Genomic DNA, 25,799 nt, shown 5'->3' with positions numbered 1-25,799 from the left:
CATGTCATTGCCTGTCAATCCGCGCCTCGACCTGTTACATCCCTACCCCTTTGAGCGTTTGCGCGCCCTGACACAAGGCATAGAGCCCAATCCTGAATTCCGCCCCATCTCGCTGGGCATGGGCGAGCCCAAGCATCCGGCACCGGCCGTGGTCGAGCAGGCGCTGGTCGCCGGCCTCAAGGGCCTCTCGAACTACCCGGCCACGCTGGGCACGCCGGCGCTGCGCCAGGCCATAGGCGCCTGGATTGCACGCCGCTATGGCGTCAGCCTGGACGCCGACACGCAGTTGCTGCCGGTCAACGGCTCGCGCGAGGCCTTGTTCGCCTTTGCCCAGACCGTGATCGACCCGAGCCGGCCCGGCGCCACCGTGGTCTGCCCCAATCCGTTCTACCAAATCTACGAGGGCGCGGCCCTCTTGGCGGGTGCGCAGACGGCCTTCGCCAACAGCGACCCGAAGCGCAACTACGCCGCCGACTGGTCGCAGATCGACGAGGCCACCTGGACCCGCACCCAGCTGCTCTATGTCTGCTCGCCGGGCAACCCGACCGGGGCCGTGATGCCGCTGGACGAATGGCGAATGCTGTTCGAGCTGAGCGACCGCCACGGCTTCGTCATCGCATCGGACGAGTGCTATTCCGAGATCTACTTCCGCGAAGAGGCCCCGCTGGGCGCGCTCGAGGCTGCGGCGAAACTGGGCCGCAGTGACTTCCGCCAACTGGTCGTGTTCAGCAGCCTGTCCAAGCGCTCCAACGTGCCGGGCCTGCGCTCGGGCTTCGTGGCCGGCGATGCCGAGTTGCTGAAGAAGTTCCTGCTGTACCGCACCTACCACGGCAGTGCCATGAGTCCCCTGGTCCAGACCGCCAGCGTGGCCGCCTGGAACGACGAGGCCCATGTGGTGGCCAACCGGGCCGAGTACCGCGCCAAGTTCGAGCGGGTGACGCCGCTGCTGGCCGAGGTGCTGGACGTGGCCCTGCCCGACGCCGGCTTCTACCTCTGGGCAGCCGTGCCCGGCGACGATGACATCGCCTTCGCCCAGGGCCTGCTGGCTCAATACAATGTCGCGGTCCTGCCGGGCAGCCTGTTGGCCCGAGAGGCGCATGGGCACAACCCGGGCGCCGGACGGATACGCCTGGCCCTGGTGGCCGACCAAGCCGAATGCCTGGAAGCGGCCGAACGCCTAGCCCGCTTCACCAAGACCTACCTAGCCTCCCTCTCCTCTTCTTCCTCATGAGCCAACAACTGCAATCCGTCATCGACCTCGCCTGGGAAGGTCGCACCTCGCTGAGCCCGACCGCCGCCCCCGCCGAGGTGCGCGAGGCCGTCGAGCATGTGATCGCCGAGCTGGACGCCGGCCGGTTGCGCGTGGCAGAGCGCCAGGGCGTGGGCCAGTGGACCGTCCACCAGTGGATCAAGAAGGCCGTGCTGCTGTCCTTCCGCCTGAACGACAACCACCTGATGGCCTCGGGCGAGCTGAACTTCTTCGACAAGGTGCCGACCAAGTTCGCTGGCCTGAGCGAGGAAGCGATACGCGCCACCGGCGTGCGCGTGGTGCCGCCGGCCGTGGCCCGCCGCGGCAGCTTCCAGGGCAGGAACGTGGTGCTGATGCCTTCCTACGTGAACATCGGCGCCTATGTGGACGAAGGCACGATGGTGGACACCTGGGCCACCGTCGGCTCCTGCGCCCAGATCGGCAAGAACGTGCACCTCTCCGGCGGCGTCGGCATCGGCGGCGTGCTGGAGCCGCTGCAGGCCAACCCGACCATCATCGAGGACAACTGCTTCGTCGGCGCCCGCTCGGAAGTGGTCGAGGGCGTGATCGTCGAGGAGAACTCGGTGATCTCTATGGGCGTCTACATCGGCCAGAGCACGCCTATCTACGACCGCGAGACCGATACCGTGAGCTACGGCCGCGTGCCGGCCGGCTCGGTGGTGATCAGCGGTTCGCTGCCCAAGGCCGAGGGCAAATACAGCCTGTACGCTGCCATCATCGTCAAGAAGGTCGATGCCGGCACCCGCGCGAAAACCAGCATCAACGACCTGCTGCGCGCCTGATACGGTTGCCGGTGGTTCTGTCACACAGGGAGTCCGCATGAGTGGTGGGAACATGGAGCGCATCCTGCGCCTGATGGCCGAAAAGGGCGCGTCGGACGCCTACCTCTCGGCGGCCATGCCGGTGCTGATACGCATCAACGGCCAGATGCTGCAGCTGTCGGACCAGCAGCTGACGCCCTCGCAGCCGCGCCAGCTGATCTCCGAGGTCATCGACCAGGCGGCGCTGGACGAGCTGGACAAGACCGGCGAGCTGAACATGGCGGTCTCGGTGTCCAAGGTCGGCAGTTTCCGGCTCTCGGGCTTTCGCCAGCGCGGCTCCATTGCCGCCGTGTTCCGCCATATCCCGCACCAGATTCCCTCGCTGGACAGCCTCAACCTGCCGGACATCCTGGGCAAGCTGATCCTGGAAAAGCGCGGCCTGATCCTGATGGTGGGCGCCACCGGCACCGGCAAGAGCACCACGCTCGCCTCGATGCTGGAGATGCGCAACCAGAACATGACCGGCCACATCCTCACGATCGAGGACCCGGTCGAGTTCCTGTTCAGCAACAAGCGCTCGGTGGTCAACCAGCGCGAGGTCGGGCGCGACACGGCCTCGCTGCAGGTGGCTCTGAAGAACGCGCTGCGCCAGTCGCCGGACTGCATCCTGATCGGCGAAATCCGCGACCGCGAGACCATGACGGCTGCGATCTCATACGCGCTGTCAGGCCACCTGGTGCTGGCCACGCTGCACGGCAACAACAGCTACCACGCGCTGAACCGCATCCTGTCCTTCTACACGCCGGAATCACGTCCGGCCCTGCTGAACGACTTGTCGGCCGGCCTCAAGGCCATCATCTCGCAGCGCCTGGTGCGGGCCACGGCCGGTGGCCGCGTGCCGGTGACGGAAATCCTGCTGAACACCAAGCTGGTGTCGGAGCTGATCGAGAAGTCCGACTTCAACGGCGTCAAGGAGGCGATGGAAAAGTCCATCGCCGAGGGCTCGCAGACCTTTGAGGAGCATTTCGCCAAGCTGATACGCGACGGCGTGATCACACGCGAGGAAGGCCTGCTGTTCGCCGATTCGCCGACCAATCTGATCTGGCGTCTGCAGAACGAGAACGCCAGCGAGAACAAGCAGGCGCCCAAGAAGGAAGAAGTGGCCAGCGACCAGGCCAGCTTCACCGAGATCCAGCTCGACGTGCATGGTGGGTGAATGAGCGATGCGACGCTGCCCCTGGTCGAGGCGCTGATCGCCCGGCCCTCGGTCACGCCCGAGGACGGCGGCTGCCAGGACCTGATCGCGAACCGCTTGAAGAAAGCCGGCTTCGAATGCGAGCGGCTGGACAGCGGCCCGGCCGATTTCCGCGTCAGCAATCTGTGGGCCATCAAGCGCGGCAGCGCGTCTGACGGCCCGGTGCTGGTGATGGCCGGCCATACCGACGTGGTACCGCCGGGCGAACTGGCGGACTGGAAGTCACCGCCCTTCGTGCCCAGCTACCGTGATGGCCGCCTGCATGGCCGTGGCGCGGCCGACATGAAGACCTCGGTGGCCGCCATGGTGGTGGCGGCCGAGCAGTTCGTCGCCAGCCATCCGACGCACCGCGGCAGCGTCGCCCTGTTGCTGACCAGCGACGAGGAAGGACCGGCGCGCGACGGCACGGTGGTCTGCTGCGAAAGGCTCAAGGCCCGCGGCCAGCGGCTGGACTATTGCATAGTCGGCGAGCCCACCTCGGTGAACAAGCTCGGCGACATGGCCAAGAACGGCCGCCGCGGCACGCTCAGCGGCCGGCTGCGCGTGATCGGCATCCAGGGCCATGTGGCCTATCCGCAGCTGGCGCGCAACCCAATCCACCAGGCGGCTCCTGCGCTGGCCGAGCTGACGGCCACCGAATGGGACCGCGGCAACGACTACTTTCCCGCGACCAGCTTCCAGATCTCCAACATCGCGGCCGGCACCGGTGCCGGCAATGTGATCCCGGGCGAGCTGAAGCTGGATTTCAATTTCCGCTTTTCGACCGAGTCCACGCCGGAAAGCCTCAAGACCCGGGTCCACGCCTTGCTGGACCGCCACGGCCTCGACTACCGCCTGGAATGGACGCTGGGCGGCGAGCCCTTCCTGACTCCGGTGGGCAACCTGACCGAGGCGCTGGCCGCTGCCATCGAAACCGAGACCGGCCTGAAGCCGGCGCTCTCGACCACGGGCGGCACTTCGGACGGCCGCTTCATCGCCAAGATCTGCCCGCAGGTGATCGAGTTCGGACCCATCAACGCCAGCATCCACAAGATCGACGAATACGTGCCGGTGGCCGACATAGAACCCCTGACCGCCATCTACCGGCGCACCCTGGAAAGCCTGCTGCTGTGACAAGCACCCTGATCGCCTGCATAGAGGCACAAGCCGCCCGCCTGACCGAGGCGGGCGTTTCATTTGGGCATGGCACGACCAATGCCTTCGACGAAGCGGCCTGGCTGGCACTGTGGTCGCTGGGCCTGCCGCTGGACCAGCTCGACGAGCATGAGCAGCAAGACCTGGCCCCCGACCAGCTGGCCAGGATAGAGGCCCTGGTCGGTGAGCGCATCTGCAGCCGCAAGCCGGCCGCCTACCTGACCCGCGAAGCCTGGCTGCAGGGCGTGCCCTTCTACGTGGACGAGCGCGCCATCGTGCCGCGCAGCTTCATCGCCGAGCTGATCGCCGACGCCAGCATCGATGCCTGGCTGTCCGACCAGACCCGGCGCGTGCTGGACCTCTGCACCGGCAACGGCAGCCTGGCCGTGCTGGCCGCCATGGCCTGGCCCGAGGTCTCGGTCGATGCCATCGACCTGAGCCCGGAAGCACTGCAGGTGGCCCGCATCAATGTGGACAAGCATGGTCTGCAGGAGCGCATCCGCCTGCTCCAGGGCGACGGTCTGAAGCCGGCCCAAGGCCCCTACGACCTGATTCTCTGCAACCCGCCCTACGTCAACAGCGGCTCCATGGCCAAGCTGCCGGCCGAGTACCGCGCCGAGCCCGAGCTGGCCCTGGCCGGTGGTGCCGACGGCATGGATTTCATCCGCCAGCTGCTGGCCGATGCGCCGGCCTGCCTCAGCGAGCATGGCGTGCTTGTGCTCGAGATCGGCAACGAGCGAGAGTTCTTTGAAGCCGCGTTCCCGAACCTGGAAGTGGCCTGGATGGAAACCACGTCCGGCGATGACCAGGTCCTGCTAGTTACCCGAGAGGCGCTGACCGCCGAATGATCACGTTAAGAAACATCACGCTGCGACGCGGCACCAAGATCGTCCTGGACGACGCCAGCGTCACGCTGCAACCCGGCGAAAAGGTCGGCCTGGTCGGCCGCAACGGCGCCGGCAAGTCCAGCCTGTTCTCGCTGCTGACCGACCGCCTGCAAAGCGACAAGGGCGATATCGAGATCCCGCGCCAATGGGCCGTCGGCGAAGTCGCGCAGAACATGCCCGAGACCGAGATGCCGGCCACCGAGTTCGTGCTGGAAGGCGACACCCGCCTGATGGCCGCGCGCAAGGCACTGGAAGAAGCCGAGGCCGCCGAGGACGGCCATGCCATGGCCGATGCCCACGGCATGCTGATGGACGCCGGCGCCTTCGATGCCAAGCCGCGCGCTCAAGCGCTGCTGATGGGCTTGGGCTTCAAGGGCGCGCAGGTCGATGCACCGGTCAACAGCTTCTCGGGTGGCTGGCGCATGCGGCTGCAACTGGCCCGTGCCCTGATGTGTCCGGCCGACCTGATGTTGCTGGACGAGCCGACCAATCACCTGGACCTGGACGCCCTGGTCTGGCTGGAAGCCTGGCTGCAGCGCTACGAAGGCACGCTGATCATCATCAGCCATGACCGCGAGTTCCTCGACGCGATCACCAAGGTGACGCTGCATCTCGACGAGGCCAAGCTGATGCGCTACGGCGGCAACTACACGGCTTTCGAGGCCATGCGCGCCGAGCGTCTGGTCTTGCAGCAGGCGGCGTTCGAAAAGCAGCAGGACCGCATGGCCCATCTGCAGAAGTTCATTGACCGCTTCAAGGCCAAGGCCAGCAAGGCCAAGCAGGCACAAAGCCGGGTCAAGGCGCTGGAGCGCATGGAAAAGCTGGCGCCGGTGCTCACCGCCTCGGACTTCTCGTTCGAGTTCCGCGAGCCGGTCAGCCTGCCCAATCCCATGCTGATGTTCGATGAAGTGGCCTGTGGCTATGACACTGACGAAGGCGAGAAGATCATCGTCCGCGGCATTGACCGCTCGGTGCTGGCCGGCCAGCGCATAGGCATCCTCGGCGCCAACGGCCAGGGCAAGTCCACGGTGGTGAAGACCGTGGCCCGTATGCAGCGGGCCATGGGCGGCAAGATCACCGAGGGCAAGGGCCTATCCATAGGCTACTTTGCCCAGCAGGAAATGGACGTGCTGCGGCCAGACGAAGGTCCGCTGTCCCACATGGTCCGGCTGGCCAAGGAAGTCAGCCCCTCGGCCCGCGAACAGGAGCTGCGCGACTTCCTCGGCCAGTTCCGCTTCGTAGGCGACATGGTCAACCAGGCCGTGGGCAGCCTCTCCGGAGGCGAGAAGGCACGCCTGGTGCTGGCCATGTTGGTCTGGCAGCGCCCCAACCTCTTGCTGCTGGACGAGCCGACCAACCACCTGGACCTGCAGACCCGCGAGGCGCTCTCGATGGCGCTGAACGAGTTCGAGGGTACGGTGATGCTGGTCAGCCATGACCGCGCCCTGCTGCGCGAGGTCTGCGACGAGTTCTGGCTGGTCACCAAGGGTGGTGTCGGCCCCTTCGACGGCGACCTGGACGACTACCAGAAGTGGCTGCTGGAACAGTCCAAGGAAGCGGCCAAGCTGGCCAAGGAGGCCGCGAAGAAAGCGGCCTCGGCTCCGTCTGCGCCAGTGGTGGTGGCTGCGCCGCCGCCCGCACCCATCACTTCACGCGAGGATCGCAAGGCCAGCGGCCAGGCTCGCCAGAAGCTGGCCGAACAGACCCGCCCGCTGCGCAAGGAGATGGAAGGCATAGACGCCAGGCTGAACAAGCTGGCGGACGAGCGCACGGCCATTGAATCCAAGCTGGCCGATGGCTCGACCACCCCGGCGCAGATTGCCGAACACGGCAAGCGCCTGAAAGCGATCCACGACGAACTGGAGGCCGCCGAGATGCGCTGGCTGGAGCTCAGCGGCCAGGTCGACGCACTGCACGCAGCAGCCGACTAGCGCACCAAGACCGCGGCCATCGCCAGCGCCGCGGGCAGCGCCTGCACGAACAGGATCTTCTTGCCCACCGTGGCCGCGCCATAGACGCCGGCCACGACCACGCAGCCCAGGAAGAACAGCTGAACGTCAAGCTTGCCCGCGACCAGGCCCCAGGCCAGGCCCGCGGCCAGGAAGCCGTTGTACAGCCCCTGATTCGCCGCCAGCACCTTGCTGGCCTCGGCGAAGTCCGGCTCCAGCCGGAACACCTTGCGCCCCAGCGGCTTGGTCCAGAAGAACATCTCCAGCACCAGGAAGTACAGGTGCAGCAGGGCCACCAGGCCCACCAGCAGCTTCGCCACGATTTCCATCTCGCTTCTCTCCTTGGACCCGGGATCGGGTCGAATACCCATTTAAATTGTGTGCAATTAAATTGCCAGCTACATTATTGCCCATGAACCGCAGCAAGACACCCCGCAGCGCCGAGCCGGCCGACGACTGGCTCAAGCTCGACCATCAGCTCTGCTTCGCCCTGTACTCCGCCTCGCTGGCCATGACCAAGCTCTACAAGCCTTTGCTGGAGCCGCTGGGCCTGACCTATCCGCAATACCTCGTGATGTTGGTGCTGTGGGAGCAGGATGGCATCAGCGTTTCCACGCTGGGCCAGCGTCTGACGCTGGACTCGGGGACGCTGACACCGCTGCTCAAGCGGCTTGAAGCCATGGGACTGGTCAGCCGCCAGCGCTCTGCCGAAGACGAACGGCGCGTCGAACTGTTCCTGTCGCCGCAAGGCCGCTCGCTGAAGAGCCTGGCCCAAGAAATTCCGCCGCAGCTGGCTTGCGCCGCTGCCTGCTCGCTGCAAGAGCTCGCTTCACTGACCCGCCGCCTGCACGAGCTGCGTGGCGCCCTTTCCTCACCCCCACCCTCCTCCACTGAAAAGGAATGAAGACCATGGCCCTCGACAAAGTCCTCTACACCGCCCGTGCCACTTCGACCGGCGGCCGCGAAGGCAAGTCCGCCTCCAGTGATGGCGCACTGAACGTCGCGCTGTCGACGCCGCGTGAACTCGGCGGCGCCGGCGGCCCCGGCACCAATCCCGAGCAGTTGTTCGCGGCCGGCTATTCGGCCTGCTTCATCGGCGCGATGAAGGCCGTGGCCGGCAAGATGAAGCTGGCACTGCCGGCCGATCTGTCGATCACCGCCGATGTCGGCATCGGCCCGATTCCCGCTGGCTTCGGCATCCAGGTCGCCATGGCGATCAGCCTGCCCGGCATGGAGCGCGCACAGGCCGAGGCCCTGGTCGCTGCCGCCCACCAGGTCTGCCCCTACTCGAACGCCACCCGCGGCAACATCGACGTGACGCTGACCATCGTCTAAGGACGGAGGGCCGTCGAAGGGTCAGGCCAGCAACTGCAGCAGCAGTTCTATCCTGGCCTTGACCGGGCTCAGCGCTCCCGCGCTGGGCAGCTCGCCGCCTATCACCGGGCCCGCATCGCAGCGCGTGCTTCTCAGCACGGACACACCGCGGTCGCGGGCCTTCTGCAATGCAGCTGTGAGGCCGTTGGACAAGGTGCCGTTGCCGGTCCCGGCGACGACGATGCCATGAACGCCGTGGGCCAACATCGCCTCCACGACCCGACCATCGGCACCTGCATGGTTCTGGACAATCTCGACCCAGGGCCATTGGCTTGCATCGCGCGCGATGCGCGACAGGCCCAGCGGCGGCAGTTCCGCTTCAGCTTGCGACAGCCATCTCACGCGCCCTTCCTCGACCGTTCCAAGGGCGCCGCCTTCCACCGAGGCAAATGCATCGATGGCGTAGCTATGAACCTTGCGCAAGCGGGTCGCCCCATGAATCCGACCGGCAAGCACGGCGAACACGCCTGAGGCAGCCTGCGAGGCGACAGCCACGGCATCCAGCAAGTTCTGCGGGCCGTCGGCCTGCAGGGCGGTCGACGGGCGCATGGCTGCGGTCAACACGACCGGCTTGCGCGGCGCGAGCACCCGCATCAGCAAGTAGGCGGTTTCTTCCAGGGTGTCGGTTCCATGGGTGATGACCACGCCTCGCACATCGTCACGCTGCAGGTGCCGGTCAACAGCCTGCGCGAGCCGCTGCCAGGTCGCAAAGTCCATGTCCTTGCTGTCCAGCTGCGCGACCTGCTCCGTCTCCAGCTTGAACGCCGCCAGCGGCGGTGCCGCAAGCACCAATTGATCCACGCCGACCTGGCCAGCCTTGTAGCCGACGTTGTCCGCGGCATCCGCCGCCTTGCCGGCGATGGTGCCTCCTGTACCGAGGATGACGATGCGTTCAGCTTTGTCTTGCAATTTGAAATTCCTGGATGAAAATACAGCCACTGGATAAATGACCAGCCAGCAACCTGCCGCAGAGGACCTCGTGGACGACAGCCCCAAACTCACCGCCCGACAGCAGCAAATCCTCGACCTGGTGCGCGAGTCCATCGCGCAGACCGGCGCCCCACCCACCCGAGCCGAAATCGCCGCCGAACTGGGCTATCGCTCGGCCAATGCGGCTGAGGAGCATCTGCAGGCCTTGGCTCGCAAGGGCGTGATCGAACTGGTGGGCGGCACCTCCCGCGGGATCCGGCTGAAGTCTGACACATTGCGCGCGCTGAACGCGGCTCGCGAGCGCCAGCAATTCAACTTGCCCTTGCCTGGCATTAGCCAATTGAGCCTGCCGCTGGTCGGCCGTGTTGCCGCTGGCAGCCCTATCCTGGCCCAGGAACACATCGAGCAGCACTACAGCGTGGAGCCTGGCCTGTTCGCCCGCAAGCCCGACTACCTGCTGAGGGTCAAGGGCATGAGCATGCGGGACGTCGGCATCGTCGATGGCGACTTGCTTGCCGTGCAGAAGACCAGCGAGGCTCGCAACGGACAGATCGTGGTCGCCCGTATTGGCGAAGAGGTCACCGTCAAGCGCTTCCGTCGCGGCCGCAATGGCATTGAGTTGCTGCCCGAGAACCCCGACTTCGAGCCCATCCTGGTGGGTGCAGGCGATGAGAGCTTCGCGCTTGAAGGTTTGGCCGTGGGGCTGATCCGCTCGCAGTTTTGAGTTGGAGCGGACCAACATGGTGAGCAAAGCTTTGCATCGCGACGAATGCCGGGAACTGGAACAGATTCCGAACGTCGGCCCAGCCGCCGCGGCCGACCTACGCTTGCTTGGCATAAGCAAGCCGCAGCAGCTCAAAGGGCGTGATGCATTCGTGCTCTACCAGGAACTCTGCGCGCGCACCGAGCAGCGCCACGATCCCTGCGTGCTGGACACCTTCATGGCCGCCGTTGATTTCATGGCGGGCGCGGCACCGTCACCCTGGTGGCATTACACGGCGCAGCGCAAGGCGCTCTACGGGCATATCTGAGAGGCTTCCGGCAGTATGTCGGTTACTCCCCGGCGCCTGCTCGAAAGACACAAGTTTGTAATCGTGTAAAGAAAAAGCCCTGGATACTTTCATATCCAGGGCTTTCAATATTTGGCGGAGTGGACGGGGCTCGAACCCGCGACCCCCGGCGTGACAGGCCGGTATTCTAACCAACTGAACTACCACTCCGCGTGGAGCAATTTATGCAATTCCTTTGCTCTCGAGTTTGTCGCCAAACTCTCGCTTGAGAGATTGCCAAGCTTGCCAAACTTGCCCGTCTTGCGACGGGATTGACCAACTAAATTGGCGTCCCCTAGGGGATTCGAACCCCTGTAATCACCGTGAAAGGGTGGTGTCCTAGGCCTCTAGACGAAGGGGACTAATCTTTCGTTACCTGAACTGCGCGCCACGCAAGTAGAAACTTGGTGGAGGTAAGCGGGATCGAACCGCTGACCTCTTGCATGCCATGCAAGCGCTCTCCCAGCTGAGCTATACCCCCGTTTGTCAGGGCGCGCTGTTCAAGCGATGGTGACAGTATATCACCAAAATACCAGCCTTCATTCAATTGACTGAATGCTGATATCAGCAAACCTTGGCGGAGTGGACGGGGCTCGAACCCGCGACCCCCGGCGTGACAGGCCGGTATTCTAACCAACTGAACTACCACTCCGCGTGGAGCAATTTGTGCAATCTCTCTGCTCTCGAGTTTGTCGCCAAACTCTCGTTGGAGAGATTACCAAGCTTGCCAAACTTGGCGTCCCCTAGGGGATTCGAACCCCTGTAATCACCGTGAAAGGGTGGTGTCCTAGGCCTCTAGACGAAGGGGACTAATCCTTCGTTACCTGAACCGCGCGCCACTCAAGTAGAAACTTGGTGGAGGTAAGCGGGATCGAACCGCTGACCTCTTGCATGCCATGCAAGCGCTCTCCCAGCTGAGCTATACCCCCAATCAAACTACTCGGCTTGCGCCTTTGGTTTACTCGACTGGTTGCTTCACTACTCTTTCGAATCAGTGAATCGCGCTGTTCAAGCAAGACGACGATTATAGGACGATTTTCAGACGGCGCGCAAGCGCTCAATCACTTTTTCTTTGTCGAACAGCTCGAGCATCGCATCGACCGAAGGCGTCTGCGCTCGACCGCAGACCAGCACCCGCACCGGGATGGCCAGTTGCGGCATCTTTAGACCCTGTGCACCGATCACTTCCTTGATCGCCGCCTGGATGCTCGCTTTGTTCCATTCGATGGTGGCAAAGCGCTCGGCAAGCTGAGCCAGCGCCGGCTTGATTGCCTCGCTCACGTGGGTCGCAAGGTCCTCCGCTGAAGGAGTGACTGGCACGAAGTACATAGCCAGCCAATCGGCCAACGCCACCGTCGTAGCACAGCGATCCTTGAACAGCGCGCACATCGGCTGCAGCTGCTCCACGTCGGCTGCAATACCACGCTTGGCAAGCTGCTCAGCGACCAAGGCCGCCAGGCGCGCTTCGTCGATCTGCTTGATGTACTGGCTGTTGACCCAATCCAGCTTGGCCGGATCCCACTGAGCGGGGCTCTTGGACAAATGCGAGCCATCGAACCAGCTCACCAGTTGTTCACGCGAGAACAGCTCATCGTCACCATGGCTCCAGCCCAGGCGCGACAAGTAGTTCAGCATGGCCTCCGGCAGATAGCCGTTCTCTTCATAGGCCGTCACGCTGACCGCGCCGCGGCGCTTGGACAGCTTCAGGCCGTCGTCGCCCAGGATGATGGGCAGATGGCCGAAGGCAGGCAGCGGCGCATTCAGCGCCTTGAAGATGTTGATCTGCCAGGGCGTGTTGTTGATGTGTTCGTCACCGCGGAAAACGTGGGTGATCTTCATGTCGTAGTCATCGACGACCACGGCGAAGTTGTAGGTCGGCACGCCGTCCGGCCTAAGAATGATCAGGTCGTCGATCTCGCGGTTGTTGATCGTGATCGGCCCCTTGACGACGTCATCCCAGGTCACGTCGCCATCGATGGGATTCTTGAAGCGCACGACCGGCGGCACATCGACCGGCACCGTCGGCAGTTGCTTGCCCGCTTCGGGGCGCCAGGTGCCGTCGTAGCGACGCTTCTCGCCGCGCGCATCCTGCGCAGCCTTCATGGTCTCGAGCTGCTCGGGCGTGCAGTAGCAGCGGTAGGCCTTGCCCTCGGTAATCAGTTGCTCGACGACGGCGTGATAGCGATCCAGTCGCTGCATCTGGTAGATCGGGCCTTCGTCGTACTCCAGGCCCAGCCAGTGCATGGCGGCCATGATCTGGTCGACCGAATCCTGCGTCGAGCGGGCCACGTCGGTGTCCTCGATGCGCAGCACGAACTGGCCACCATGGTGGCGGGCGTAGGCCCACGAGTACAGCGCCGTACGGGCCGTGCCCAGATGCAGGAAACCGGTGGGCGAAGGAGCGATGCGGGTGCGCACCGTGGGGTTGGCTTGTTGGCTCATCAGTTCTTCAAGGTGGAAAGGCCGCGCAGCAGGTCGTCGCAGATGTCGTCGACATGCTCCAGGCCGACAGCCAGGCGCATCAGGCCCTGGCTGATGCCGGCCGCCTGCCTTTGCTCTTCGCTCAGGCGGCCATGCGAGGTTGTTGCCGGGTGGGTGATGATGGACTTGGTATCACCCAGGTTCGTGGCGATGCTCAGCACACGGGTGCTGTCAATCACATGGAAGGCGGCTGCACGCGCCTCTTCGGGCGTTGCTGCCTTCAGCTCGAAGGACAGCAGCGCCCCGCCCTGCCCGTTCTGCTGGCGCATCGCCAGCTCATGCTGGGGATGCGACTCCAGCGTCGGGTAGTAGACGCGTGCCACCTCGGGCCGGGCCTCCAGCCAGCGGGCCACGGCCAAGGCCTGCTCGCTCTGCGCCTTCATGCGCAGGCTCAGCGTTTCCAGGCCCTTGAGCACGACCCAGGCATTGAACGGCGAAAGCACCATGCCCACAGTGCGCAGCACAGGACCGAGCACATCACGGATCACTCGGCTGCTGCCACAAAGCGCGCCGGCCATCACTCGACCCTGGCCGTCCATGTACTTGGTGGCCGAGTGCATGACAAGATCGGCACCAAGCTCGACCGGCCGCTGCAAGGCGGGCGTCGAGAAGGTGTTGTCGACCACCAGCTGCGCGCCGGCCGCATGGGCCATGTCGGCCAGGGCCCGGATGTCGCAGACCTCGGTCAGCGGATTGGTGGGCGTCTCGGCAAACAGCAGCTTGGTCGCCGGCTTGATTGCCGCGCGCCACTCGGCCAGATCTGTCTGCGAGACGAACGTGGTCTCGACACCGAACTTGCCGAATTCCTTTGCGAACAGGTTGATGGTCGAGCCGAACACCGAGCGCGAGCACACCACATGGTCACCGGCCTTGAGCAAGCCCATACACAGCAGCAGGATGGCGCTCATGCCGCTGGACGTGGCGACAGCGGCTTCCGTGCCTTCCATTGCAGCAAGGCGGGCCTCCAGCGCACGCACCGTCGGGTTGCTGGTGCGCGAGTAGGTGAAGTCCTCGGAGTTGGCGAAGCGCCGGGCCGAGGTTTCGGCATCGGGCTGCACATAGGCACTAGTCAGGAACAGCGCCTCGGAGTTCTCGCCGTACTGGCTCGGCGCCAATGCGCTACGCACGGCCAGCGTCTCGGGGCGCAGGCCGGCTGGCAGGCGGGCCCGTGCGAGGCGGCGCTCTTCGTCGCTGGAACTCATCAGCCTTCGCTCCCGCTCTGCAGGGCCAGGCGGGTGCGGGCCGGGCCATCTTCTTCTTCCGGCTGCGACTTGCGCTGCGACTGGATGGCTGCAAAGTCATCGGCCGACACATCGCCGGTGATGTAATGGCCGTCGAAGCATGAGGCCTCGAAACCGCTGAGCCCCGGCCGCAGCGAGGCAACCACGCGCTTCATCGCATCCACGTCCTGGTAGATCAGCGCATCGGCGCCGATGTACTCGCGCACCTCCTCGATGCTGCGGCCATGAGCGATCAGCTCTTCCTTGGTCGGCATGTCGATGCCGTAGACATTGGGGAAGCGCACCGGCGGCGCCGCCGATGCCAGATAGACCTTGCGGGCGCCAGCCTCGCGGGCCATCTGCACGATTTCCTTGGAGGTCGTGCCGCGCACGATGGAGTCGTCCACCAGCAGCACGTTGCGCCCCTTGAACTCCAGGCCGATGGCATTGAGCTTCTGGCGCACCGATTTCTTGCGTGCGCCCTGCCCCGGCATGATGAAGGTGCGGCCTACGTAGCGGTTCTTGACGAAGCCTTCGCGGTAAGGCTTGCCGATGCGATGGGCCAGCTGCATGGCCGAGGGGCGGCTCGACTCGGGAATCGGGATCACCACGTCGATCTCGCTGGGCGGCATGGTCGAGATCAGGCGCTGGGCCAGGGTCTCGCCCATGTTCAGCCGGGCCTGGTAGACCGAGATGCCGTCCATCACCGAGTCCGGGCGGGCCAGGTAGACGAACTCGAACATGCAGGGATTCAGCGTCGGGCTCTCGGCGCATTGCTCAGTGTGCAGCTGGCCGTTCAGGTCGATGAACAGGGCCTCGCCCGGTGCCACGTCGCGCTCCAGCTTGTGGCCCGTGCCTTCCAGCGCCACGCTCTCGCTGGCGACCATGAATTCACCGTCGGCCGAACGGCCGAAGCACAGCGGACGGATGCCGAACGGGTCGCGGAAAGCCACCAGACCGTGGCCGGCGATCAGCGCGATCACGCCATAAGAGCCCTTGATGCGCTTGTGGACAGCCCGCACCGCTTTGAAGACGCCGGCCGGCGTCAGCGGCAGGTCGCGCGCGGCCAGCTCCAGCTCATGGGCCAGCACATTGATCAGCACCTCGGTATCGCTCTCGGTGTTGATGTGCCGACGGTCGATGTCGAACAGCTCGGCCTTCAGCGCATGGGCATTGGTCAGGTTGCCGTTGTGGACCAGCACCAGGCCGAACGGTGCGTTGACGTAGAACGGTTGGGCCTCTTCCTCGCTGTACGCATTGCCGGCCGTCGGATACCGCACCTGGCCCAGGCCCACCGTGCCCGGCAGCGCGCGCATGTTGCGAGTCCGGAATACGTCGCGCACCATGCCACGCGCCTTGTGCATGAAGCACTTGCCGCCTTGCATGGTGACGATGCCAGCGGCGTCCTGGCCGCGATGCTGGAGCAGCAGCAGCGCGTCGTAGATCAGCTGATTGACCGGCTGCTTGGAGAGCACTCCCACGATGCCGCACATGATTGAAGTCCTTGTTCCTGAATGTCTGAATCAACCTGTCCGCTCGTGACGGTCAGGCCGGGATGAATTTGACGAGCGAGTCCGGCAGCACCGGCTTGATGCCCTGCAGCAGCGCCAGCAGGGGCGGCGCCAGCACCGAGTCCTGCCAAGGTGGGGTCTCGCGGACCGGCGTCAAGCCGACCAGCAGCACCACGAGCAACGCAAAGAGCAGGCCGCGCAGCACGCCGAAACCAGCGCCGCCGACGCGATCAATCAGGCTCAGCGGCGTGGCCTGGATCAGCAGGCGGACCAGCTTGGCACCCAGGCTCCAGACCAGCAGCACCAGCAAGAAGGCCAGCAGGAAGGCGCAGACCTGCAAGGTGGCCGGGCTCAGCCGCTGCTCCGGCAGCCACTGGGCGATGTACGGCGATACATGGGGAGCCGCGAAATAGGCAACAAACCAGCCGACGATGGACAGGATCTCGAACACCAGGCCGCGCCATAGCCCCACGCCGACCGACACGGCCAACAAGGCCAGCAGAATCCAGTCGAGCGCGGTCATGGGCGGCCTCGCGGTCTCGTCAGAGTGTCAGAACCGCAACTGACAGGCCGGTACCGCGCACCTTGGCAGCGGCCTTGTCAGCCTCGTCCCGGCTGCCATAGGGGCCGACGCGCACGCGAATGCGCTTGCCGTCGGCCGTCTCGACCGCCTGGGTGTAGGTCTTGAGGCCGAGCTTTTCGACCTTCATGCGCGCCTCTTGCGCCGCCTTGGCTTCGCCGAAGGCGCCGACCTGCACGATGAAGCGGGCCGTCGCCGTTTCGCTGGCCTTGGGTGCCGGCTTGCCGTCGAGCAAGGCCTGGACGCGCGCGGATTCCTGCGCGGCCTTGTCGGCAGCCGCTTTGTCAGCAACCACCTTGTCCGAAGGCTTGGGTTCGACCACCGGCTTGACAGTGGGCCTATCGGCCGGCTTGGGCTTGGCTTCGGGCTCGACCTTGGATGCTGCGGCCACGCCAGGAGTTGGCGCCGTCGCGACGGGCTCGGCCACCGGCTCGCTGACCGGCGCCACGGTGGCGCGGGAGGCCGGCGGAGCAGCCGGAATCTGCAGCGGCGCGGCGGCTTCCTTGCGGGGGATCTCTATGGGCAGGTCGACCGGGATGGGGCGAGGCTGGGTCTCGAACACCAGCGGGAAGCCGATCACGCCTATCAGCACCAGCATGGTGGCGCCAATCAGTCGGCGGCGGGCACGCAGGCGCAGTTGCTGGACTGCGTCGGCCGAATCCGCCACCGGCTTGGCCGCCGGCTTGTCCGTAGCGCGCTTGAAGAAGGACATCAAACCCATGTGGAGTGGTTCCGGGAAGAGGCTGTTTCAGGGCTGACTCAGGACGCCGGCGCCTGCTTGGCCGACTGCAGCCGCGGCACTCCGTTCTTGAGGACACCGCCTACGGTGTAGAAGGAGCCGAAGACCAGAATTCTATCAGCGGGGTCCGCCTCGGCCGCCGCTGCGGCCAGGGCTGAAATCGGGTCCTCGTGCCTATGAACGGCCACCCCGTTCGGTGCCTTCAATGCGCCTGCGCTGCGCAACGATTCGAACTGCGCAGACAGGGCCTCGGCCTTGGCCGCACGGGGGATTTCGAGGTCGCAGAAATGCCAGACATCGACCAGCGGCGCGATCTTCTCGAAGATATGGGCCAGGTCCTTGTCGGCCATGGCGCCGAACACCGCATGGGTGCGCGGGAAGAAGCCCATCTGGTCGAGGTTTTGGGCCAGCGCCGCGACCGCATGGGGGTTGTGGGCCACGTCCAACACCAGGGCCGGCTGGCCCGGCACGACCTGGAAGCGGCCCGGCAATTCGACCAGGGCCAGCCCGGTACGCACGGCCTGGGCGCTGACCGGCAGGCGTTCATACAGAGCCTCGAACACAGCCAGCACGCCAGCTGCGTTGAGCAGTTGGTTGACGCCCCGCAGCGCCGGATAGGCCAGGCCCGAGAAACGCCGCGAGCGGCCCGCCCACTGCCATTGCTGGCGGTCGCCGCTGTACGTGAAATCGCGCCCAAGCTGACGCAGGTCGGCGCCGACCTGCTCTGCATGCTGAGCCAGCGTGGCCGGAGGCATGGGATCGCTGACCACCACCGGCCGGCCCGGTCGCATGATGTGGGCCTTCTCGCGTCCGACCGATTCCCGGTCCGGCCCCAGATATTCCGTGTGGTCCAGGTCGATGCTGGTGATCACGCTGCAGTCGGCATCGATGGTGTTGACCGCATCCAGCCGCCCGCCTAGGCCCACCTCCAGGATGACCAGGTCAAGCGCTTCTTCGGCCAGGCGGCTGAGGATGGCCAGGGTGGTGAACTCGAAGTAGGTCAGCGCCTGATCGCCGCGCGCCGCCTCGATCCGTTCGAAATGCGCCAGCAGGGACTCGGCAGCCACTGGCGCGCCAGCCACCCGGCAGCGCTCCTGGAAGTGCACCAGATGGGGCTTGATGTAGAGCCCGACCTTGAAGCCGGCGTGCAGCGCGATGGACTCCAGCATGGCGCAGGTCGAACCCTTGCCATTGGTGCCGGCCACCATCACCACCGCGGTGTCTGCGCCGAAGCGCAGGCCCATGGCATCGCGGACGCGGTTGACCCGCTCCAGCGTCATGTCGATCTCTTTGGGATGGAGTTGCTCGCAATGGGCGAGCCAGTCGGCCAGGGTCTTCATGCGGTCTTCGGAAAACAAGACGGCCAGGCTGGTGAAGCCTGGCCGCCGGGGTTGCGCTGAATGTCTTGGAAAACTCAGGCCACCGCGTCGGCGCTCTGGCGCTGCAGCATGGCGAGCTGACGGGCGATGGTCTCGCGCAGCTGGCGGCGGTCCACGATCATGTCGACGGCGCCCTTCTCCATCAGGAACTCGGCCCGCTGGAAGCCCGGCGGCAGCTTTTCACGCACCGTGTTCTCGATCACGCGCGGGCCGGCAAAGCCGATCAGGGCCTTGGGTTCGGCAATCACGACGTCACCGACGAAGGCGAACGAGGCCGAGACGCCGCCCATGGTCGGGTCGGTCAGCACGCTGATGTAGGGCAGCTTGGCCTTGGCCAGCTTGGTCAGGGCCGCATTGGTCTTGGCCATCTGCATCAGCGACAGCAGGCCTTCCTGCATGCGGGCACCGCCGGTGGCGGTGAAGCAGATGAACGGCGTCTTCTGCTCCAGCGCGGTCTCGACGCCGCGCACGAAGCGCTCGCCGACCACCGAGCCCATCGATCCGCCCATGAAGTCGAACTCGAAGCAGGCCGCGACGACCGGCACGCTCATCACCGCGCCGCCGACAACGACCAGGGCGTCGGTTTCACCGGTGTTCTCCAGCGCTTCCTTCAGGCGGTCGGGGTACTTCTTGCTGTCCTTGAACTTCAGCGAGTCGGTGGGCAGCACCTCCTGGCCGATCTCGTAGCGACCTTCACCATCGAGGAAGGCATCCAGGCGAGCCCGGGCGCCGATGCGGTGGTGGTGGGAGCACTTGGGGCAGACATTGACGTTCTGCTCCAGGTCGGTCTTGTAAAGCACCGTCTCGCAGGACGGGCACTTGATCCACAGGCCTTCGGGCACCGTGCGGCGCTCGGCGGGGTCGGTTTGCTGGATCTTGGGCGGCAGCAGTTTTTCGAGCCAACTCACGATTCAGTTCTCCTGTTTGTCTGTTGTGACGCCGAGTCGCCGACGGGTGGTCAGCGGTCCAGCGCGGCGCGGATCTCGGCCATGAAGGCCGCCGCGGTCGAGGCGACATTATCGCGTGGCTGGACCTCGAGCAATTGAACCAGGCGCGAGCCTATGACCACGGCGTCCGAAACCTCCGCCACGGCCCGGGCCGTGGCCCCGTCGCGGATGCCGAAACCCACGCCCACCGGCACGCTGACATGGCGGCGGATCCGGGGAATCACCTCGGCCACGGCGGCCGTGTCCAGGTGGCCGGCGCCGGTCACGCCCTTCAGCGAGACGTAGTAGACATAGCCGCTGGCAATCGCGCCGATGCTGGCCATGCGCTCCTCGGTGCTGGTCGGCGCCAGCAGGAAGATCGGATCCAGCCCCTGGGCCTTCAGCGCCGCGGCAAAGGCTTCGACCTCTTCCGGCGGGTAGTCAACGATCAGCACCCCGTCCACCCCGGCCGCCCTGGCATCGGCGGCGAATCGCTCGACGCCGTAGCGCTCCACCGGGTTGGCATAGCCCATCAGCACCACCGGCGTCTTGTCGTCGCTGGCCCGGAATTGCTGGACGAAGCCCAGCACCTGGCGCATGCCAATGCCATGCTTCAGCGCCCGCTCACCGGCGCGCTGGATCACGGGCCCGTCGGCCATGGGATCGGAGAACGGTACGCCCAGCTCGATCACGTCGGCCCCGCCCCGGGCCAGCGCATGCATGATCTCGACGGTGGCATCCGGGTACGGATCACCGGCGGTGACGAAGGGGATCAGGGCCTTGCGGCCCTTGGATTGCAACTCGGCAAAGGTGGCGGCGATGCGGCTCCCAAGCCGTTCGCCGGGCCGCCCCAAGGACGGCTTGATCCCCTCGGGGGATCGGCCAGGTATTCCCTGGACGAGGGGCTCATTCATTGCGGAGCTCCCTTCACCGTGTGGCCAGCTTGCGAAGGCTGGTCATAGACCTTGGCGCCCGACAGGTCGGCCACCGTGCCTATGTCCTTGTCACCACGCCCGGAGAGGTTGACCAGCAGGATCTGGTCCGGCTTCATGGTCGGCGCGAGCTTGATTGCATGGGCCACGGCATGGCTGGACTCCAGCGCCGGGATGATGCCCTCGGTACGGCACAGCCTGTGGAAGGCGGCCAGCGCCTCCTGGTCGGTGATGCCGACATACTGGGCGCGGCCAATGTCCTTCAGGTAGGCATGCTCCGGGCCAACGCCGGGGTAGTCCAGGCCGGCCGAGATCGAGTGCGTCTCGATGATCTGGCCGTCCTCGTCTTGCAGCAGGTAGGTACGGTTGCCATGCAACACGCCCGGGCTGCCGGCACTCAGGGTGGCGGCATGCTTGCCACTGGCCACGCCCTGCCCTTCGGCCTCGACGCCAATCAGCTTGACGTCCTGGTGCTCGATGTAGGGATAGAAGATGCCGATGGCATTCGAACCACCGCCTACGCAGGCGATCACGGCGTCCGGCTGGCGGCCGACCATGGCCGGCATCTGCGTCAGGCATTCGTCGCCGATGATGCGCTGGAAGTCGCGCACCATCATCGGATACGGATGCGGGCCGGCCACGGTGCCGATGATGTAGAAGGTCGACTCGATGTTGGTGACCCAGTCGCGCATCGCCTCGTTCAGCGCGTCCTTCAAGGTCTTGGAGCCCGACTCCACCGGCACCACGGTGGCGCCCAACAGGTTCATGCGGTAGACATTGGGCGACTGGCGCTTGACGTCCTCGCTGCCCATGTAGACCACGCATTCCATGCCGTAGCGGGCGCAGATGGTGGCCGTGGCCACGCCGTGCTGGCCGGCGCCGGTCTCGGCGATCACGCGCTTCTTGCCCATGCGCTTGGCGAGCAGGGCCTGGCCAATGGTGTTGTTGACCTTGTGGGCACCGGTGTGGTTCAGGTCTTCGCGCTTGAGGTAGATCTGGGCCCCACCGAGCTCGCGGCTGAGACGGTCGGCGTGGTAGATGGGGCTGGGGCGGCCGACGAAATGCGCCAGTTCCTTCTGGAACTCGGCGATGAACTCGGGGTCCTTGCTGTAGTGGGCGTAGGCCTCGTTCAGCTCGTCGAGTGCGTGGATCAGGGTTTCGGCGACGAAGCGTCCGCCATAGGGGCCGAAATGCCCGCGGGCATCGGGTTGGTCGTAAGACATGGGAATGTTCTCTTTCAGGTGAGGCTGCTTGCTGCGAGCTGCGCATCCGCCTGGCGGACCGCATTGCAGAACTGGCGCATCAGCGCGGCACTCTTGAGGCCCTTGGCCTCCTCGACGCCGGAGCTGACGTCAACGGCCCAGGGCCGTACCCGAAGAATCCCTTCGATCACATTTCCGGCATGCAACCCACCAGACAAAACGACTGGACGGGGCACGTTTGTTGGAAGCAGTGACCAATCGAAGACCTTTCCTCCACCGCCATAGCCATCGACATGGGCGTCGACGAGCAGGCCGGCTGCATCTGAAAATTGAGCTGCGAAGTCTAGCAAATCAAAACCGGGCGCCATGCGAGCGGCGCGCAGGAAGGGCCGCCCCGGCAAGCGGCAATCAGCAGGCGTCTCGTCGCCATGGAATTGCAACAGCATGTTCGGCAGGGCCTGCAGCGCCTCGGCCATCAGCTCGGCAGAGGCATTGACGAACAGGCCGACCGGTGTGACGAAGGGAGGCAGCAGCCTGGCCAGTTCTGCAGCCCGTTGCGGACTCACGAAGCGTGGGCTCTTGTCGTAGAACACGAAGCCGATGGCGTCGGCACCGGCCGCGACAGCCACGGCCACATCGGCCTCGCGGGTCAGGCCGCAGATCTTGATGCGGGTTCTTGTCACCATGTTCAGGGCAGCCAGTCGAGCGCGTCCACCTGCTCGGGAAGATTGAGGTGGGCATCGTAGTACGGGCCTATGAAGTAGAGCCCATCCGGGGCGAAGGTCGGTGCGGCCACCTGCCGGCTGCGCGCTGCCAGCACCTCTCCCACCCAGCCAGGCGCGCGGTTGCCGCTGCCCACGGCGATCAGGCAGCCCATCAGGTTGCGCACCATGTGGTGCAGGAAGGCCGAGGCATCGAATTCGAAGCGCCAGTAGGCGCCACGCTTGCTGATGTGGATGGCCCTCAGTTGCTTGACCGGCGAGGCGGCCTGGCATTCGGCCGAACGGAACGAGCTGAAGTCATGCTCGCCGACCAGCAGGGCCGCGGCTTCGCGCATGGCCTCGCCATCCAGCGGACGGAACACCCAGCCGCAGGCGCCGCTCTCTATCGCCGGCCGCACCACCGATTCGCGCAGCAGATAGGCATAGCGCCTGCCCCGCGCATGGTTGCGAGCATGGAAATCGGCCGCAGGAAATGCGCACCACTGGATCGCCACGTCCCTGGGCAGATAGCGGTTGGTGCCGCGTATCCACGAGAACGGCTCGCGCTCGACCTCGGCATCGAAGTGCACCACCTGGTTGAGACCATGGACACCGGTGTCGGTACGTCCGGCGCAAATCGTGCGGATCGGGTGGGCGGCAAACTCGCTCAGGGCCGCTTCCAGCACGTCCTGCACCGTGCCGCCGCCGGGCTGGCTCTGCCAGCCCTTGTAGGCCTCGCCGCGATAGCTCAGGCCCAGGGCCACTCTCACCGTCATCTCAGGATCCCTCAAAAGAAAAAGCGCCCGGCCGGGGCCGAGCGCCTTTCGGGAAGACCGCAAGTATCGGTCAGCGCAGTTCGTCGAGCATGGCCTGGGCCTTGGCCTTGAGCGGGCCGGTGGCCTTGGCGACCAGCTCCTGCAGCACGTCTCGCGCGCCCTCGGTGTCGCCGATCTGGCGGAACTCGTCGGCCAGCTCCAGCTGGCGCTGCAGCGGGTCGCCTTCGTCACCACCGAGGTCGGGCAGGGACATGTCGGCCGCAGGCTCGGCGGCCGGCGGAGGCGCCGCGGGCAGGTCCAGGTCGATGGACGACAGGTCGAAGTCCAGCGAACCGCCCTGCTCCGCCGCGGCCGGCTGGGCCGTGTCGAGCTGATCCAGGTCGAATTCCAGATCGTCGGCGGGCGCGGGCGCAGGTGCCGGTGCAGCCGGCGGCTTGGACAGGTCGAAGTCCATGTCCATCGGCGACTGCTCGACCGAGATCGCCATGGCCTGGGTCGCCTCCATCGAGGTCATCGCCGGGGCCGGTTCGTCGCCGCCCAGGTCGAGGTCGAGGTCCAGGTCACCCAGGCCGCTGGCCGGACCCGGATCTTCCTGGCGAGCCATCATCGGCTCGGTCGCCATGCCGGCCGCCGCCACGGTCTGCGGCAGCGTGCTGGCATCCATGGGCTCCGGTCGGCCGCCCATTCCCGGGCTCAGCAACTGGGCCGGGGCGCCACCCGGCTGGTACAGCGGATTGTCAGGATCGATCTGGCGGCCCAGCTCCTGCGCCTTGGCCCAGTCCTCGCCCTGTCCCTGCGTCTCGGCATACAGATGGACGGCCAGTTGCTCGAAGCCCTTGGTGTCGCGGCGCTTGGCGTAGACCTCCAGCAGCTTGAGGCGGATCGCCATGCGCTCAGGATTGGCCCGCAGCGCTTCCTTGAGGATCTCCTCGGCCTGCAGGTCGCGGCCATAGGCCAGGTAGACGTCAGCCTCGGCCACCGGGTCCACGTCGCCGATGGCATCCAGCTGGCTGAGCGAATAGCTCATCGAGGACTGGCCCGTGGTCGAGGCGTCGCGGGTGTCGACGCGTTGGCCACCGGCCGAGCCGAAGAACGAATCCGGCTGCAGGCGGCTTTCGTGGAATCCGGTATCGGGCTTGGACGTCTTGCCGGCATTGCGAGCGCGCAGCTGACGCAGTCCGAAGAAACCCAACAAGGCAATGATGGCGGCGGCGCCCGGCAGCACGAAGGGGCTGCCCAGCAGGCTGTCCAGCAAGCCAGGCTCGTTCGGTCCCGGGGCAGGGGCCGTGACCGTCTTGGGCTTGGAGGCCGGCGTCGGCAGGCCCGACAGGCTTGGGCCGCTAGGCGGCGGCGCCACGGCGGCCGGCGAGCTCGGCGGAGGAGCGACGGCGGCCGGGCTGCTGGGCGGCGGCGCCACGGCAGCCGGACTGCTGGGTGGCGGCGCCACGGCCTTGGGTGAACTCGGCGGAGGGGCAGCGAGCGGCGGCGCACTGGGCGGAGGTGCCGCGGGCTTGGCGGCCTGAGTCACGGGGGCAGGCTTGGCCGCGCTGGACAGCTTCTTCAGCTCTTCCACATTGCGGGTCAGTTCGGCCACACGAGCGGCCGAATCCTTCTTCTCCGTGTCCTTGGAGGCCTTGCCTTCCGAGCCAGTGACGCCGGCCTTGCTCAGGGTCAGCTTGTCAGGCGAAGGCGCGGCGGCCGGCTTGCGGTCTTCCACCGCCGCCTGGACCTGGCCCTTGGCCTGGCGCGGGCTCTCGTCCTGCTTCAGCACCGGTGCGGCACCGGCGAGGCGCTGGCGGTAGGTTTCGAAATCGGCGCTCTGCGCAATGATGACCTGACGTGCCTCGCCCTGCGAGACCGCATTCAGCTCTTCGCTGGACGGCACCTGCAGCACCGAGCCCGACTTCAGCCGGTTCATGTTGCCTTCGATGAAGGCATCGGGATTGAAGCGGAACAGGCCGACCAGCATCTGATCCAGCGAGATGCCTGGAGCCTGGGTCTTGGACGCCACCTTGGACAGTGTGTCGCCCGGCTTGACCTGGTACTGGCTGGCATCACGTTGCGGCACGGGAGCCGCCGGCGGCGGTGCGGCCGGCGCGCGGGCTGGAACCGCCGGACGCTGGGGTGCGGCTGATACGGTGGGCGCCGGAGCAGGTGCCGGCGTGGCCGGAATCGGAGTGGTCTCGGCGGGTGCCGGCGACATCACCGGCGCGGTGGCCACGGCCGGAGATGCAGCCTGACGCGAAGGTGTGGCCGGCGGATCGAACAGCAACGTGTACTCGCGCACCAAGCGGCCGCCGGTCCAGGTGATCTCGAGGATCACATCGACAAAGGGCTCCTGGACGGCGCGATCACTCTGGATGCGGAAGTACGGGCGGCCATCGGCGCGACGGACCAGCTGCACCTGGGTGTTGCTGAGCACCGAGTTGAACTCCACGCCATTGCTGCGGTAGAGCTCGGGCGGCGCGATGCGGACCTTCAGCGAACCGGCCTCCTCGGCGCTGAGGCTCGCGACCTCGATCTCTGCCTTCAGCGTTTCGCCGAGGGCGGACTGCACGGACAGTCGACCGAGGCCCAGGGCCCAGGAGGAGGTGGCGGTCAGCGTTGCCATCGCTGCCACCGCGACATGAGTCAGGGCAAAGCGCCCCATTGCGCGGGTTTGGTTTTTCAAGGCGTCCCCCAAAACGACAAGGCGGGGCCACCCAGGGTCCCGCCTTTTCTTGCGACGATGCTCTCGTTGCCT

Annotated in this window: 24 protein-coding genes and 6 tRNA genes; 10 read left to right on the top strand and 20 right to left on the bottom strand. The window is 65.8% G+C overall.

Going from position 1 to position 25,799, the window contains the following annotated elements; translation table 11 throughout:
- Window position 1 precedes the first annotated feature (1 nt).
- From dapC to QT382_RS02975, 6 genes are read left to right on the top strand one after another with little or no spacing between them, the layout of a single operon-like run.
- Entirely contained in the window at window positions 2-1,231 is a 1,230-nt protein-coding gene (gene dapC, locus QT382_RS03000; protein ID WP_289252561.1) for a succinyldiaminopimelate transaminase, read from the top strand.
- Window positions 1,228-2,052 (top strand): 2,3,4,5-tetrahydropyridine-2,6-dicarboxylate N-succinyltransferase, encoded by an 825-nt coding sequence (gene dapD, locus QT382_RS02995; RefSeq protein ID WP_289252560.1) that lies wholly within the window; start codon window positions 1,228-1,230, stop codon window positions 2,050-2,052. Before dapC ends, dapD begins: the two co-directional genes overlap by 4 nt.
- 37 nt (window positions 2,053-2,089) lie before the next feature.
- Entirely contained in the window at window positions 2,090-3,247 is a 1,158-nt protein-coding gene (locus QT382_RS02990; RefSeq protein WP_289252559.1) for a PilT/PilU family type 4a pilus ATPase, read from the top strand.
- On the top strand, window positions 3,248-4,399 hold the full coding sequence (gene dapE, locus QT382_RS02985) for a succinyl-diaminopimelate desuccinylase (protein ID WP_289252558.1): 1,152 nt from the start codon (window positions 3,248-3,250) through the stop codon (window positions 4,397-4,399). It begins immediately after the preceding gene.
- Window positions 4,396-5,268 (top strand): 50S ribosomal protein L3 N(5)-glutamine methyltransferase, encoded by an 873-nt coding sequence (gene prmB / locus QT382_RS02980; protein ID WP_289252557.1) that lies wholly within the window; start codon window positions 4,396-4,398, stop codon window positions 5,266-5,268. Before dapE ends, prmB begins: the two co-directional genes overlap by 4 nt.
- Window positions 5,265-7,238: an ATP-binding cassette domain-containing protein gene (locus tag QT382_RS02975; protein ID WP_289252556.1), complete on the top strand. Its 1,974-nt coding sequence runs from the start codon at window positions 5,265-5,267 to the stop codon at window positions 7,236-7,238. The genes prmB and QT382_RS02975 overlap by 4 nt, the downstream gene beginning before the upstream one ends.
- On the opposite strand, the gene QT382_RS02970 is transcribed toward QT382_RS02975, so the two are convergent.
- Window positions 7,235-7,585 (bottom strand): DUF1304 domain-containing protein, encoded by a 351-nt coding sequence (locus QT382_RS02970; RefSeq protein WP_289252555.1) that lies wholly within the window; start codon window positions 7,583-7,585, stop codon window positions 7,235-7,237. The genes QT382_RS02975 and QT382_RS02970 overlap by 4 nt on opposite strands.
- 83 nt (window positions 7,586-7,668) lie before the next feature.
- On the opposite strand from QT382_RS02970, the gene QT382_RS02965 reads away from it, so the two are divergent.
- Both QT382_RS02965 and QT382_RS02960 read left to right on the top strand, forming a co-directional pair.
- On the top strand, window positions 7,669-8,160 hold the full coding sequence (locus QT382_RS02965; protein ID WP_289252554.1) for a MarR family winged helix-turn-helix transcriptional regulator: 492 nt from the start codon (window positions 7,669-7,671) through the stop codon (window positions 8,158-8,160).
- A gap of 5 nt (window positions 8,161-8,165) precedes the next feature.
- Entirely contained in the window at window positions 8,166-8,591 is a 426-nt protein-coding gene (locus QT382_RS02960) for an organic hydroperoxide resistance protein (protein ID WP_289252553.1), read from the top strand.
- Between the two features lie 21 nt (window positions 8,592-8,612).
- Here the strand turns inward: QT382_RS02960 and QT382_RS02955 are convergent, their stop codons facing one another.
- Window positions 8,613-9,632: an asparaginase gene (locus QT382_RS02955; RefSeq protein WP_353957251.1), complete on the bottom strand. Its 1,020-nt coding sequence runs from the start codon at window positions 9,630-9,632 to the stop codon at window positions 8,613-8,615.
- Between QT382_RS02955 and lexA the strand changes: the two genes are divergently transcribed.
- Both lexA and QT382_RS02945 read left to right on the top strand, forming a co-directional pair.
- Complete coding sequence (gene lexA / locus QT382_RS02950; protein WP_289252552.1) at window positions 9,610-10,284, top strand: transcriptional repressor LexA; 675 nt, start codon at window positions 9,610-9,612, stop codon at window positions 10,282-10,284. The two genes, QT382_RS02955 and lexA, sit on opposite strands and share 23 nt — an antisense overlap.
- Before the next feature lie 16 nt (window positions 10,285-10,300).
- Window positions 10,301-10,591, top strand: a complete 291-nt coding sequence (locus QT382_RS02945) for a helix-hairpin-helix domain-containing protein (protein WP_289252551.1) — start codon at window positions 10,301-10,303, stop codon at window positions 10,589-10,591.
- A 112-nt stretch (window positions 10,592-10,703) separates the two neighbouring features.
- On the opposite strand, the gene QT382_RS02940 is transcribed toward QT382_RS02945, so the two are convergent.
- The 18 genes from QT382_RS02940 to QT382_RS02855 all read right to left on the bottom strand — a co-directional run bounded on the left by QT382_RS02940 (window position 10,704) and on the right by QT382_RS02855 (window position 25,667).
- Window positions 10,704-10,780, bottom strand: a tRNA-Asp gene (locus QT382_RS02940).
- A 115-nt stretch (window positions 10,781-10,895) separates the two neighbouring features.
- Window positions 10,896-10,971: transfer RNA gene (locus tag QT382_RS02935), tRNA-Glu, on the bottom strand.
- Window positions 10,972-11,014: 43 nt separating this feature from the next.
- Window positions 11,015-11,090: transfer RNA gene (locus QT382_RS02930), tRNA-Ala, on the bottom strand.
- 94 nt (window positions 11,091-11,184) lie between these two features.
- Window positions 11,185-11,261, bottom strand: a tRNA-Asp gene (locus QT382_RS02925).
- An 82-nt stretch (window positions 11,262-11,343) separates the two neighbouring features.
- Window positions 11,344-11,419, bottom strand: a tRNA-Glu gene (locus QT382_RS02920).
- Between the two features lie 43 nt (window positions 11,420-11,462).
- Window positions 11,463-11,538: transfer RNA gene (locus QT382_RS02915), tRNA-Ala, on the bottom strand.
- A gap of 109 nt (window positions 11,539-11,647) precedes the next feature.
- Window positions 11,648-13,051: a glutamate--tRNA ligase gene (gene gltX, locus QT382_RS02910; protein ID WP_289252550.1), complete on the bottom strand. Its 1,404-nt coding sequence runs from the start codon at window positions 13,049-13,051 to the stop codon at window positions 11,648-11,650.
- A complete protein-coding gene (locus QT382_RS02905) occupies window positions 13,051-14,292 on the bottom strand; it encodes an O-succinylhomoserine sulfhydrylase (protein WP_289252549.1) in 1,242 nt (413 codons plus the stop codon). The genes gltX and QT382_RS02905 overlap by 1 nt, the downstream gene beginning before the upstream one ends.
- Window positions 14,292-15,803 (bottom strand): amidophosphoribosyltransferase, encoded by a 1,512-nt coding sequence (gene purF, locus QT382_RS02900; RefSeq protein WP_289252548.1) that lies wholly within the window; start codon window positions 15,801-15,803, stop codon window positions 14,292-14,294. The genes QT382_RS02905 and purF overlap by 1 nt, the downstream gene beginning before the upstream one ends.
- Before the next feature lie 52 nt (window positions 15,804-15,855).
- A complete protein-coding gene (locus QT382_RS02895) occupies window positions 15,856-16,344 on the bottom strand; it encodes a CvpA family protein (RefSeq protein WP_289252547.1) in 489 nt (162 codons plus the stop codon).
- A 19-nt stretch (window positions 16,345-16,363) separates the two neighbouring features.
- On the bottom strand, window positions 16,364-17,122 hold the full coding sequence (locus QT382_RS02890) for an SPOR domain-containing protein (protein WP_289252546.1): 759 nt from the start codon (window positions 17,120-17,122) through the stop codon (window positions 16,364-16,366).
- Window positions 17,123-17,160: 38 nt separating this feature from the next.
- A complete protein-coding gene (gene folC, locus QT382_RS02885; protein WP_289252545.1) occupies window positions 17,161-18,480 on the bottom strand; it encodes a bifunctional tetrahydrofolate synthase/dihydrofolate synthase in 1,320 nt (439 codons plus the stop codon).
- Between the two features lie 74 nt (window positions 18,481-18,554).
- Window positions 18,555-19,427: an acetyl-CoA carboxylase, carboxyltransferase subunit beta gene (gene accD / locus QT382_RS02880; RefSeq protein WP_289252544.1), complete on the bottom strand. Its 873-nt coding sequence runs from the start codon at window positions 19,425-19,427 to the stop codon at window positions 18,555-18,557.
- 50 nt (window positions 19,428-19,477) lie between these two features.
- On the bottom strand, window positions 19,478-20,359 hold the full coding sequence (gene trpA / locus QT382_RS02875; protein WP_289252543.1) for a tryptophan synthase subunit alpha: 882 nt from the start codon (window positions 20,357-20,359) through the stop codon (window positions 19,478-19,480).
- A complete protein-coding gene (gene trpB, locus QT382_RS02870) occupies window positions 20,356-21,600 on the bottom strand; it encodes a tryptophan synthase subunit beta (protein ID WP_289252542.1) in 1,245 nt (414 codons plus the stop codon). Before trpB ends, trpA begins: the two co-directional genes overlap by 4 nt.
- A 14-nt stretch (window positions 21,601-21,614) precedes the next feature.
- Window positions 21,615-22,265, bottom strand: a complete 651-nt coding sequence (locus tag QT382_RS02865) for a phosphoribosylanthranilate isomerase (RefSeq protein WP_289252541.1) — start codon at window positions 22,263-22,265, stop codon at window positions 21,615-21,617.
- 2 nt (window positions 22,266-22,267) lie between these two features.
- Window positions 22,268-23,050, bottom strand: coding sequence for a tRNA pseudouridine(38-40) synthase TruA (truA, locus tag QT382_RS02860; RefSeq protein ID WP_289254674.1), 783 nt, complete (start codon window positions 23,048-23,050; stop codon window positions 22,268-22,270).
- 76 nt (window positions 23,051-23,126) lie between these two features.
- Complete coding sequence (locus QT382_RS02855; protein WP_289252540.1) at window positions 23,127-25,667, bottom strand: motility hub landmark protein FimV; 2,541 nt, start codon at window positions 25,665-25,667, stop codon at window positions 23,127-23,129.
- Window positions 25,668-25,799 lie beyond the last annotated feature (132 nt).

Source organism: Pelomonas sp. SE-A7, from assembly GCF_030345705.1.
Taxonomy (GTDB): domain Bacteria; phylum Pseudomonadota; class Gammaproteobacteria; order Burkholderiales; family Burkholderiaceae_C; genus JAUASW01.
This window is presented reverse-complemented; position numbering and strand designations above follow the sequence as displayed.

Excerpts from the sequence above, each read along its gene's own strand:
- QT382_RS02865 (WP_289252541.1), bottom strand. The coding sequence starts at position 22,265 with ATGGTGACAAGAACCCGCATCAAGATCTGCGGCCTGACCCGCGAGGCC.
- purF (WP_289252548.1), bottom strand. The coding sequence starts at position 15,803 with ATGTGCGGCATCGTGGGAGTGCTCTCCAAGCAGCCGGTCAATCAGCTG.
- QT382_RS02970 (WP_289252555.1), bottom strand. The coding sequence starts at position 7,585 with ATGGAAATCGTGGCGAAGCTGCTGGTGGGCCTGGTGGCCCTGCTGCAC.
- folC (WP_289252545.1), bottom strand. The coding sequence starts at position 18,480 with ATGAAGACCCTGGCCGACTGGCTCGCCCATTGCGAGCAACTCCATCCC.
- QT382_RS02905 (WP_289252549.1), bottom strand. The coding sequence starts at position 14,292 with ATGAGTTCCAGCGACGAAGAGCGCCGCCTCGCACGGGCCCGCCTGCCA.
- QT382_RS02855 (WP_289252540.1), bottom strand. The coding sequence starts at position 25,667 with ATGGCAACGCTGACCGCCACCTCCTCCTGGGCCCTGGGCCTCGGTCGA.
- QT382_RS02965 (WP_289252554.1), top strand. The coding sequence starts at position 7,669 with ATGAACCGCAGCAAGACACCCCGCAGCGCCGAGCCGGCCGACGACTGG.
- dapE (WP_289252558.1), top strand. The coding sequence starts at position 3,248 with ATGAGCGATGCGACGCTGCCCCTGGTCGAGGCGCTGATCGCCCGGCCC.
- QT382_RS02990 (WP_289252559.1), top strand. The coding sequence starts at position 2,090 with ATGAGTGGTGGGAACATGGAGCGCATCCTGCGCCTGATGGCCGAAAAG.
- dapC (WP_289252561.1), top strand. The coding sequence starts at position 2 with ATGTCATTGCCTGTCAATCCGCGCCTCGACCTGTTACATCCCTACCCC.
- QT382_RS02895 (WP_289252547.1), bottom strand. The coding sequence starts at position 16,344 with ATGACCGCGCTCGACTGGATTCTGCTGGCCTTGTTGGCCGTGTCGGTC.
- dapD (WP_289252560.1), top strand. The coding sequence starts at position 1,228 with ATGAGCCAACAACTGCAATCCGTCATCGACCTCGCCTGGGAAGGTCGC.
- QT382_RS02960 (WP_289252553.1), top strand. The coding sequence starts at position 8,166 with ATGGCCCTCGACAAAGTCCTCTACACCGCCCGTGCCACTTCGACCGGC.
- trpA (WP_289252543.1), bottom strand. The coding sequence starts at position 20,359 with ATGAATGAGCCCCTCGTCCAGGGAATACCTGGCCGATCCCCCGAGGGG.
- gltX (WP_289252550.1), bottom strand. The coding sequence starts at position 13,051 with ATGAGCCAACAAGCCAACCCCACGGTGCGCACCCGCATCGCTCCTTCG.
- QT382_RS02975 (WP_289252556.1), top strand. The coding sequence starts at position 5,265 with ATGATCACGTTAAGAAACATCACGCTGCGACGCGGCACCAAGATCGTC.
- QT382_RS02945 (WP_289252551.1), top strand. The coding sequence starts at position 10,301 with ATGGTGAGCAAAGCTTTGCATCGCGACGAATGCCGGGAACTGGAACAG.
- trpB (WP_289252542.1), bottom strand. The coding sequence starts at position 21,600 with ATGTCTTACGACCAACCCGATGCCCGCGGGCATTTCGGCCCCTATGGC.
- QT382_RS02890 (WP_289252546.1), bottom strand. The coding sequence starts at position 17,122 with ATGGGTTTGATGTCCTTCTTCAAGCGCGCTACGGACAAGCCGGCGGCC.